The organism is Nostoc sp. UCD121 (assembly GCF_014222285.1).
GTDB lineage: Bacteria > Cyanobacteriota > Cyanobacteriia > Cyanobacteriales > Nostocaceae > Nostoc.
This window is the reverse complement of record NZ_JACKZS010000229.1, coordinates 1-11491: the sequence shown is the minus strand read 5'-3', so window position 1 is coordinate 11491 and position 11491 is coordinate 1. Positions and strand designations below refer to the sequence as shown.

Here is an 11491-nt window from a genome sequence, read left to right as displayed (position 1 = left end):
GCATAAAATTGCTGTACCCATATTTGACGCAGGGTTTCTACTCCTGGTATTTGTCTTAACCACTGTGGCGCAGTTGGATCATAGATTGCGTCTAACAGCGCCAAACCGTCTGCTCCAATTGTTAAGCAATATTTCGCCAACAGTGTCTTCGCTATATTTACCCCAAGTAACAACCTTGTCACAATCGCCAATAATTTTACCTTTTCGTATGGTTGTTGTGCGAGATTGATGCTTCCGAAATACAGCATCATAACCAAGTTTGGTAATCGTAACCATATCGGCGTAAGCACAAAAAGCTCTATCCCCTAAAAGGACATCATTTGGTTTAAGAAAACTGTACAATTTCCTCGCCAGTTTAATATCATGAGTGTTCAGAATGTCGATACACAAAGCAGTAGCGGCTCCTGTCACTAAATTGAATATCACACCAATTTTAGCAATTGGAAATCCACATCCCTCTTTTTGGGTACTAGGTTGGGGGTATTCTTTTTGATTCTCTACGGTATCTGGCATGGAGACAGTTGAACCATCTATTACTTTTACATTGCGACCACACCATAAATGTTCTTGGGTCACTTTCGTTTCTAGGTTTTGTGCCGAGCAATTGAAAAGTTTTTCTAATAATTTCTCTGGAAGTCTCGCCCTAGCTTGGCAGTAACCACTCGTATCTGTTGAAGGTATTTCTACCTCTTCTTGGGCTAAATGAGCAATTATTTTACTGACAGCATTATGGCAACTTTTATCCATATCTAAAACCTGTGATAAAAATGCCCACAACGTTATAAATGGGTCAAACAATCGCTTTTTGTACTTGATTTCTAGCTCAGATATTGCAAGTCTTATTACCGATTCTGGCAACAGTTCTTTGAAAGGTAGCCCTAAACCCTGACTAAATTTATCCTTGAGAATTTGTACTCATAGTGTCACAGTAGTAATTATAGTGTTGGCTTGCTCGTATCAAAGAAAGTATTCTATGAACGAGTAAGCTTTTTCTAACTACAAAATTTTTGGGCAACCCTGCATCATTTCTCCATCTGCGATCGCCTGACTCATACCATGACTGCGGGACTGGGCATTAAAGCTGTAGCCCTTATTCTACATAGCTTCGAGCTTTTCTTAGTGCCATTCCATACTGGGCCTCTTTTGTTTTGACCAATTATTCCTTGATGCTACAAGCCCCTAAATTCATTTATGGATAGATAAATTTTAAACTTTGCTTGGTTCAAGCCCCCGGATTTATCCGTGGGCATTAATTGCGAATGGGCGAAAAAGCGAATTGCGAATTGTTTTGACGTCCCCACTCCAATATTTATTAGGGTTTTTGTGACTCGATATAAAGTGTGAATTAAAGCCAGTTGCCAAGCAAAATATAGGATGCCCAATATCTAGGATGCTCACGGCCTGGTAAATCTTTGAGTTGCTTTTGAGCTTGTTTTAAGGCTTGAGCTTTTGTAACGGTTGTACCGTCAATTAACTGTTTGTAAAATATCTGAGTAAAATCAGCACTGACTTCATCATCCAAAGTCCATAGTGAAGCAACAGCACTACGCGCCCCAGATCGAACCCCTACACCAGAAATGCCTAAAGTTGCTCGCTTATCACCGGTAGCAGTTTCGCACGCACTTAATACAAGTAATTCGATCGGTTCAGGTTGTCTTTGAGCTTGCCTACGGAATATATTACCAATCTGATTGATATTAATAGAGCCATCATAAGCTAAAAGAAATGTTTTTTCAGGACTAGAACTAAAGGTGCCGTGTGTAGCTAAGTGAACAACTTTAAAAGCAAAAGTATTGATTTGATTTTTTAAGTTGTCTACTGTGAATTTAGTATCAATTAGTTGATAAACCGAAAAGCCAGAATGAGGTATTTTTTCAATTGCCTCTATTTCCTTTTTGACATAATTTAATTTAGGATATTTGCTTTTGTTTGTATCTGGTTCTTTTAACCCTGCTGCCAAAACTCTAAGTCTTTTATCTTCGAGAGTTTGAGTTTTAGGAATTTCCAATCTTGGGGCTAGTGCTAAGGCATAGTCATCAACTAAATACTTAGTTGTTCCTTCTTTTTCATTATAATCAACCACTAATGCAGCCAAGGGAATATTCCGTAGATTGGTATCTAAGGCGAATATTAATGTGTCAATTTTTTGCTCTTTAATATCCTTTTCTGCCTTTTGTAATAGCCATTTGTATACCAGATTGGATTCTTTTTTTAAATCTTTAAATGTATATTCTTCTTCTAAATCAACTTGCAATTTTCTGATCAGAGCATTAAAAGTATATTCATTTGGTTTTGTCTGCAAATTCAAATCTTTGATTTGTTGTTCGACCGTAGCTTGATTTATGGGAGTACTATAGTGTCTTAAGTTGGGTGTATTATTTTTGCCTAAATCTTTATTTGTTTGAGAATTTGATTCTTCAGGTAACTTGAGAATAATTTCGATGCGATCTTCTAAAAGAATTGGATACAAAAAAGCTGTTTTTACAGGCTGTTTATCAACAATTTCATCAATTTCTTCTAAATTAAATTCTGGACAGGCTACACGTAAGAAATTTTCTAATTCTACCGCTTGCAAGGAAGCAATAACTTCTCGTGCTTTCGATAGATTTTTTCCCTCAGGATTACTATCCCGTAGAAGCAAATCAACATAATCTCGATAAATACTCTCGATATCATTTTGGAAAGAGAATTGGGCATCAGGATTAGCTGTTACTAACTCTTTACGAAGAGATTGCAAAGTTAGATATGCTTTTTGATAAAACTGGCTAGCATTATCCAAGTTTTGCAAACCCTCTGTCTTCATCTGTTTAGTTTGGGCTTGTATCCTTGCTGGAAGTTGGGATTTGTAAATTCTACCTAATTGCCACTCCCACAGATATTCAATATCTGACGGTGATGATGGAATAGATAAAGATTGAGCAATCAATAAAGCTTGCTCAGTGTTTTCTTGAGCTAAATTCCATATCTGGCGTTTTTCATACAACTCACCAAGATACCCATAACTATAAGATTCTGCTCTCAAATCGCCTAGATTTTTAGCTTGTTGAATTGTAGTTTTAATAAATTGTTCTATTCTGACATCACGCATATCTTTACTACGAATCAAGCTTTTAGCAAAATTAAGCCTGATCAGAAGCGTTGCATGAGTAACAGGTAATTGCTCTATTTGTTGTTGAAGACTGTCTATTTGCTGATATGGAAGTTGCCAGCTTCTTTGTGCTAATTGCTGGACTGTAGCATACAGGTTTTGATTTGTTGTTTCAGTGTTAACATTTTTTACAATATCTAGTTTATTAGGATTTAACTGCCATTCATAACATTTGATAATTCCTGAAGACCCATAATAAATATTACTAAATTGCTGAAATATATTCTCTTTGGTTTGAGTCTCTTTACTAACTTTATCTTGCCAGTCAATTAAATCTAATACAATGCTCAAACGATTAAGCTGTGCTTGTAATTGCGTTAAATCTGGAGAATTTATTGCTAAATTTTGAACCCTGGAAACTTGTTGATAGATAATATCGGCAACATTGGCGTATGTAAACGCACAATTCAAATTCTCTGATTGTTGATTACGATTATAAAAATCTTGTTCTCTATTACTCAATGTTCTTATAGTATTACCTAAGTCTAACCATATCGCTTCTGCTTGTTGTGGTAAAGTGTTTGTACTATTAGCTAAAGTTAATAAAATCTTATATGATAAATCTAGTTCACCAAGTCCTCTAAAAACGTTACCAAGTATACGCAAACCAGCAACCTTGGCAGGAGTACTTAATAATTTTATTAAACCTTCAGGTTTGTCAAATCTCTCTCTAAATTGTTTACGTTTTTCTTCATCTTGTATTTGTGAAATACAATCCTCTATCCCATAAATTTGTAACAAAGTATTACAAGCTCTTGGGTAAAATCCTATTGCTTGTTCAGCTAGAGATTGGTTAATTTGATTATTAATCGCTTCCTCTTCATTATTAACTTGGCGATAGGCATCAACGGCATTTTTCCAACAATTGATTGCCTCGTCAAAACGAGCAACTTGATAATTATATTTACCTCGTAAGCTGAAATCTTCTGGTGTAAGATTTGCTGTTTTTGGACAGCTTAATTCCTGATTTGTCTGCTGTAATATTTGTGATTGAACACCTATTACTTTTGAAGAGGTCAATATAGGAAGAATAAATGCTAAAAGTAGCCCTAAAAGGGTTAATAAGGCTAGATAAATTGTTTTTTGGTATAACTTGTGCATAAGAAACCCATATTTTATTAAGTTCAATTTAGTTAAGTAGTCATCTTTTCTTCTGCTTTAGCAAGTAAGTACTTAACTCAATCCAATATCAAAAGAGGCTCCATAGTAGAGAAAAATAAACCCCTTGTTCTTGTAAAGTTCTTTTATCAGAATCAATAGATACTAAAGGAATACCCCAATCTAAGCGTGCATTAAGGCGATCGCCCATCTGAAAACGTAAGCCTAAACCCGCAGACAGCAGGGGATTTGGTTTAGGGTCTAAACCCTCAAAGTTATTCCAAGCTGTACCCACATCTATAAAAGGTGTGACTTGTAATAAACCTTGGATTTCTGGAAAGGTTTTAATTGGTAAGCGGATTTCTGCGGAACCAAAAAATCCGTTATCTGCAAGTAAAGCATCTTGACGAAAGCCTCTAACACTTGCTTGACCACCAAGACGAAATTGCTCTAGAGATAAAAGTCTTCGATCTGCTAATTGCAAATCTCCTCGTAGTACTAACAATGTATTTTTGGCTAAAAGACGTACCCATTGAGCCTGTCCTCTCCAAGCAAAAAAGTTGGTGTCGGGAGCAACTTCCTGATTAGTAGCACCCAGGATATTGAGTCCTAGACTGAACTGAGAGCGGAGTGCAAAAACAGAGCGATCGCCACGATCAGTCCATTGTTGAGAAAAGCGCAGTGCAGAAATGCGAGTCCGTCCCTGATCATCTGCTCCTGGTGAAATGGGAAAAGGGCCGATATTATCAAGTCCGATAGAGCTTTGAGTTTGTTGATGGGATAAAGCTACTTCTAAGGCTAATTCTTGACGAGGATTACGAATCACTGGATGGCGCAGTGCCAGTTGATAATTCTCAGAATTAGAAGAAATATCTAGCCTATCAAAAGGTTTTTCAATAACATTGCTCCAACCCCTGCCGTAGTTGAAAGTCAAGGTAGTTTCTTCAGGAGTCAAAGGTAGGGTATAATTCACATTCACTTCATTACTACCATCAGTGTTGGCGTAAGCAACACTCAACGTGTCTCCTATCCCCAAAAGATTTGCCTCTTGCAACTGAGCGCTACGTTGGAAACTACCTACAGCAGGAGAACGATTATTATCAAGGAGGACTTGGGCATTAAATGTTCTGGCTTCTTCCACCCGAACAACCAGCAAGTTCTGACCAATACGAGTCCCAGCAGCCAACTCCGCCGACAAATTTTCGATCCGAGGATTAAGTTGCAGTAGTTGTAGTGCTTCTAGTAACTTCTCCCGATTGAGGGGTTTTTCACTTCCTCTTGCTAGGCGGCTGCGAATATAGTTTTTACTTAAACGCCGATTACCAATAATTTGGATATCTTCTAAAGAACCCTCTACTATTTCTATAGTTACCGCACCAGCTTCAGGTAGAGGTGGTAGTTCTTGTCCGGCTGGAATGATTGCACCAGAAGTAATATAGCCATTACATAAATAAAGCTGACTAATAGCAGAACGAGCCTCTAGCAACTGGGCAAACGTGAGTTCAACTGGAGAGTCACTTTCGCTTCTTGGTAGTTTTCGCAAAGGAGGCTGTTGATCCAATTGTTTTAATCTATCGCATTTTGCTTGCTCATTTAATAAATTAGAGCTTTCTTCAAAAAGAAAAACTTCAATTGCTTGGAGGAATTTTTCCTCATCTTTGAAGACCGAACTCCCCCTAAATTGAAACTTATTTACTAATAACTTAATAGGCACTTTTGGATCTGTTTGCTGTGGAAGATTAGGAGTAGGTGTAGGTAGTAGGTTATCTGGAGAAGGTGGTGCAGAAGGAATCGTGGGCAGTTTGGGAGGTGAAGATGGTGGAGGTAAGACATCCTGAGGAGGAGGCAAATTTTGTGGTACGTTTGTCTGTGCAAGCAAGTCTGTTCTGGGAACTGGAACTGTTTCCACAGCATTTGCTCTCATTTGTATAGGTAGGCTGAACCCCAAAGCCGCTAGTGTGAATATGAACTTAAGCTGACGCATATTCCGCAAATACCAAAAATATTTATTTTCCATTGCAACCGTTGAAACTCCGCCCAGAAATATCAGGAGTAAGAGTGGAGGGACGAGCAGTCAAAATAATTTGGCCTCTAGACCCAATTTCTACACCTTGGGCTTCTTGTAGCGGTACTGGGATGGAAGTAGTCTGTTCACCAGAGGGATTTGCAGCACTGCCTAAAAAGGTATCAGTACTGAGAGCAGAACCAGGACTAGGCGGTAATCCTCCGCGTCCACTGATGACAAAACTACTAGCTGCCCCCTGCACACCAACTCGACAATTTTGGGCAATCAATTTAGAAGAATCACCTAAATCTTCTGGTAACTGAATTGTTGCGCGTGTGGGGTCTGCAATGATTCCATTGATTTCTACAATCCCGCTCCCCGCAGGATTTGTCAGTGAATTGGCGGTGGCATCGTTAGTTGGTAAGTCTTGAGGGTTTAGGGTTTCGGGCTGGAGGCGCTGCAAGTCTTGTAGGCTTAGTGCCTCTATGTTTACAACACCAAGAGCATTCACTGTAACTCTGCCACCAAAGTCTTGGAAAGCATCAGCCGCAATGTCGTTATTTCTGCGAAAACCAGCAATCACAAAACCTTCAAAATAATTGATATTGATTTTGCCGCCATTGCCTGGTCGCTGATCAGTACCCGCAGTAGTGGAGATGAGACTATTACGACGCAGCAGTAGTAAAGTTCCTTTTTCCAAAGTGATATTGCCCCCATCACTGCCACCAGCTTCAGCAATCAACTTTCCATTGTTGTCCAAAAACACAATGGGCGCGTTAACAATGATGTCGCCTGCTGGACTTGGTGAACTTTGAGAGCGAACAAAAAAGCCGGTCTCAACTTCAGAATTGCCATTGATATTTACCCGCCTATCAGCATTGACAGTAATTTTCCCTGCTGCTCCCCTCTGGGAGGTTGTTTCAGCGATCAGTCGCCCTCCATTGATAGCCTCAACTCTATTAGCGTTTATTTCAATGCTGCCTGCTTGTTGAGCATTATTAGTACTTGCAGTTAATTCAGCACCGTCTGATATGCGGAAAAGATTGGGTCGTATTTCACGTCCTACAGTGATATTGCCACCAGATCCTATAGAATCTGGTTCTGTGGAAGTGAATAATGCGCTAGAGCTTCCAGAAATATTGACAGAATCTGTTGCGTTGATGAAAATATTTCCTGCATCTCCCCGTCCCCTAGTAAGAGCTTGCAGTTGAGCGTCGTTACTAAGGGACAAGGAGCCAGTAGGGATGGAAATGCTAATATTTCCTCCTTGACCTGTGCCTGTTGCTTCAACGGTAGTGAAAGCATTAGCATTATCAAAGGTAACTTGATCGCGAGCATTAATAATCAAATTACCTGCATTACCTTGTCCAAAAGTAGCTGCATTTAGCGTTGAGTTTGTAACCGTAACAGAACTGCTATCAAGGGTAATAGTAGGAGTAAAATTACGTGGTGCTTGCCCTGCGGCATCTTGTCGTACTACATTTTCGATATTGCTGTTGTTATTAATTGAAGTAATGCCTGGGCTATTTAATGTGATCATTCCGGCAGATGCAAATTGAGACTCAGTAGAAGTCAATAAGGAAGAGTTGTTAATCTCAATATTGCTATTTTGGGAAGTAAGCTGAATCACTCCAGCCTGAGGACTAATATTTTGTCCAGGTGCAGGTAAATTACTAAGAGTCTGAGCAGTTAAAAAACCATCTATGACGGATACATCATTGCCAGCATTAATAATAATTCTTCCAAAATATCCATCAGTGAGAATGGTCGCTTGTTCAGGATTTCTACTTCCAGTCCCAGTTATTACTACATTTCCTCTGGTGGCATTAATGATAATATCTGCGGCGACATTGGAGCCATCATTGCTACCGGATAACTGAACTTGATCTAAAAACACTGAACCTTGTAATGAGTTAAGTGTGATTGTGCTAAATCCTTCATTGTTAATATTGCTACGACTAGAAGCTATTATATTGGGAGATTGAATATTACCTAAAGCGGTAACGGTAACATCTCCAGCTACTCCATTACTCGACTCTGCTCTGAGTTTCCACCCTGTTGTGTCATTTTCATTCGGAGCAATTTGTACAGTCTGACCCCTTCCTGTCGGAGTTACTGTAATCTGTCCCTGAGAAGCAATAAGTCTTATGTTTCCACCAATTTCATTAGGAGTAGACGACCTGATATCTCTAATCAAATTCCTCTGTCTAATATTTTCAATAGCAGCAGGTGTATCTTCTCCTACAAGATTGATGTTACCAGTGTCACTGATAATATCGATTGTTCCTGCTCTTCCTGTTCCTGCTCCAGCTTCGAGGATACGAGACGCAATTTCATTTTCAATTGTAATGTTGCCGTTAGCTTGAAGGTCAATGTTCCCACTATTACCATCAGGAGTCGAGGAAACTATTTTTCCTCTAGTGTTAATGCTTCCATTTCTGCTAGTAAGAGTAATATTTCCACCATCTCCATCACCGCCAGCACCTATAAAAGATGAAACTCCAGCAGTAGTAATGTTACCGAAGGCTTCAAAAGAGATGGCTCCACCTCGCTCATTACCAGTTGTGGACACTATATTTCCTCTGCTAGTGTCAATTTCTCCATTTCTGCTGGTAAGAGTAATATCTCCTGCTCGTCCACGACTTCCAGGTGCGACATCAGAATTAACGGAACCACCAGTAGTAATAGTGCCACTAGCTTCAAGAGTAATGTCTCCTGCACGTCCAACGTTATTTCCTTCAACCCTAGAATTTATACTTCCGGTACTAATGCTGCCGTTGGCTGAAAAGATGGTTGACAAGATGATAGAACCAGCATTACCTTCCCGAGATGAGGTATCAATGTTTCCTACTTGAATGCTTCCGGGTGTTAATGGGGAAGCGTCTGAAGGATTGAAATTTGTTCCTGCTTCGATTGTTGGAATATTCACAGCGTAGTCTAATGAATTTAATCCTGCGCGTAGAATAACGGTCCGACTGTTTCTTAAAAGTTCAACATCGTTTGGATATCTGGGAATTGGATTGGTAGGATTGGGAGCAAATTCATCTGAATCAGTAATTGTGATATTACCTCCAATAATTCGTCCAGTTGATTCTACTTTCAACGCAGGGCCGCTATAGTTACCAAATTCAATATCTCCATTTGCACTGATAATTGGATCGTAAAGACTGACAAAATTTCCAGGTTGACCTACTAGGTTAAGAATCGAAAAACGTCCTCCACTGTAGAAACGGGCATCCCCAGATATGTTGCCATCACTAGCCAAGCTCAGATTTCCAGCGCTGACAAACGGTGTCTGTGAATGATTCAAGGCTAAAATGTCAATGCCGTGATTACCTTGAATTGTCAAATTACCGCCAGCTTGGGCTACAAAGGGATTCGCCACACTATCTCGCACTCGCACTGTATCCCCTGCTAACAGGTTTAAATCGCCATTTGTACCTATCTGACTCTCAACCAAAGTTAAATTCTGATAGGCTGTGAGTGTTGCTGTCTGGGCTGTAATGTTCTTGGCTACGACATCACCATCTACTACAGACAAACCAGAACCTGATAACTCTACCTGTCCGTTACTATTCACCGTTAGCCCAAGACGCGATCGCTCATCAACGGTTGTCAGTAATTCAGCCAGAGAAGCTGAATTTCCAGCCCCTACAGATGAAGAAGTATCAATATTGAGAAACTGTCCCGACGCATTCAAGTTCACCATACTATCATCCGGTACTGCTGCAACTGCAATCTGTCCTTTCGGTGCTGATAATTGGCCAGTACTCACAACCGTACCCCCGAACAGGCTGAGGTTTTGCCCGACTGAGAGATTCCCAAAGTTGGCGATCGCACTTGGTTGTCCCTGATTAAATTGCACTCCCAAAGGCACTGATACAGATAGTAATGGTGGGGCTGTCGGATTGGTAGCGCTAAACTCTTTGCCGTCGCCAAATTTCAGATTATTGGCTGTACTCCCTAAAAATGAACCCGGAATATCTAACGATGCATTGGGGCCAAAAAGAATCCCGTTAGGATTAAGCAAAAATAAGTTAGCGTTACCCAGTACACCGATTCTCCCATCAATGTTTGAGGCATTACTCCCTATCACACGACCGAAAATGTTGTCAATCCCAGCCGGATTGCTGAAATAAGCCCCTCTTCCCTCTCTGACATTGAACTCTTGAAAACTATGAAAAAGTCCAGAACCGCGAATTGCCCCGCCATCGATGCGATCGCTCGACACACCTTTAATATCAATATTGGGTGTGACAACGGAACTTTCTGCGCCGAGAGTGCGATCGGGAACAATTTGAGCGATCGCACTATTCCCTGAAAAAATAACTCCGCTAGTTGCAGCCAGAGTCATCCCTATCTGCCAAAACTTTAATATATTGCTGCGATCGGCCTTACGGCTAACCAAGTTTTCTGGTGGAATGTTTTGGACGCTCCAAAATCTGTATGATGCCTGCAAAATACTCAATTTTTCTGGGACTTTCATACGGTGTAACTGCCATGATTTGCATAAATTTTCTCATTACAAAAGTTGTGTGAAAAAGATCAATACTCTACACATCTTTTTCCCACAGTTAATTGTTAACTTGCAAATGAATCACAATTGAAGCTGATAAATTGTTATATTCTATTTGGGTAATTTTGCAATCTTTGCCTAGTTATGAATAGATTCTGACTCTACAGCAAACTAATCAGGTTATTTTTTACGTAACATTACGGATGGTAACATGGACTTATTCAAGAATCAAGCAGCAAATATCAGCAATAGTACTTTTGTATAGTACATATACACTAAAATTAAATAGTAGATACAGGCTGAGAAAAAAGCGATGTCATTTTTTGGTCGCCTTGCCTTAAATTTTACTTTTACGACTCAAAACGATTATTTTGGTAAGCTTTGAGTTGATGGTAGTAGTCTCAAACCATTTATTTAATGGGGATTGGTGAATAAGCAAGTAGTTGATGAGCGATCGCTTGACTGTTACAACCAAGAGCGATCGCTCTTGTATTGCGAGAATTACGCCGCTACTAACTCCCAACTTTCTGAAACTGGCGCATACTCCCGCAATAGTTCCCAATCAAGGGTTGTCAGCATCTCAAATGGTCGGTCTAGCAATTCTTCGCAGTCAACCGCTTCTGCATGGGGTAGTGTGTCCCACCATTGACAATGATCGCACAGCATCAAACACAGAGTTAGAATACTGCTGCTGGACTGAATAACGCCTCTTCACCCACCAGTT

At 39.9% G+C, this 11491-nt stretch carries 5 protein-coding genes; 1 reads left to right on the top strand and 4 read right to left on the bottom strand.

Annotated features, from left to right (window positions below):
- Window positions 1-78: 78 nt before the first annotated feature.
- The 4 genes from GNF10_RS30805 to GNF10_RS30790 form a co-directional block, all read right to left on the bottom strand.
- Window positions 79-858, bottom strand: coding sequence for an IS4 family transposase (locus GNF10_RS30805; protein ID WP_221643779.1), 780 nt, complete (start codon window positions 856-858; stop codon window positions 79-81).
- A gap of 487 nt (window positions 859-1345) precedes the next feature.
- The gene (locus GNF10_RS30800) at window positions 1346-4249 is read right to left on the bottom strand and encodes a CHAT domain-containing protein (RefSeq protein ID WP_185607335.1); all 2904 of its coding nucleotides are present in this window, start codon (window positions 4247-4249) and stop codon (window positions 1346-1348) included.
- Between the two features lie 88 nt (window positions 4250-4337).
- Entirely contained in the window at window positions 4338-6263 is a 1926-nt protein-coding gene (locus GNF10_RS30795; protein ID WP_185580464.1) for a ShlB/FhaC/HecB family hemolysin secretion/activation protein, read from the bottom strand.
- Window positions 6253-10737, bottom strand: a complete 4485-nt coding sequence (locus GNF10_RS30790; protein ID WP_185580463.1) for a filamentous hemagglutinin N-terminal domain-containing protein — start codon at window positions 10735-10737, stop codon at window positions 6253-6255. Before GNF10_RS30790 ends, GNF10_RS30795 begins: the two co-directional genes overlap by 11 nt.
- A gap of 476 nt (window positions 10738-11213) precedes the next feature.
- Here GNF10_RS30790 and GNF10_RS30785 point away from each other — a divergent pair, with 476 nt between their 5' ends.
- Window positions 11214-11471 (top strand): hypothetical protein, encoded by a 258-nt coding sequence (locus tag GNF10_RS30785; protein ID WP_185580462.1) that lies wholly within the window; start codon window positions 11214-11216, stop codon window positions 11469-11471.
- The last annotated feature ends 20 nt before the right edge of the window (window positions 11472-11491 follow it).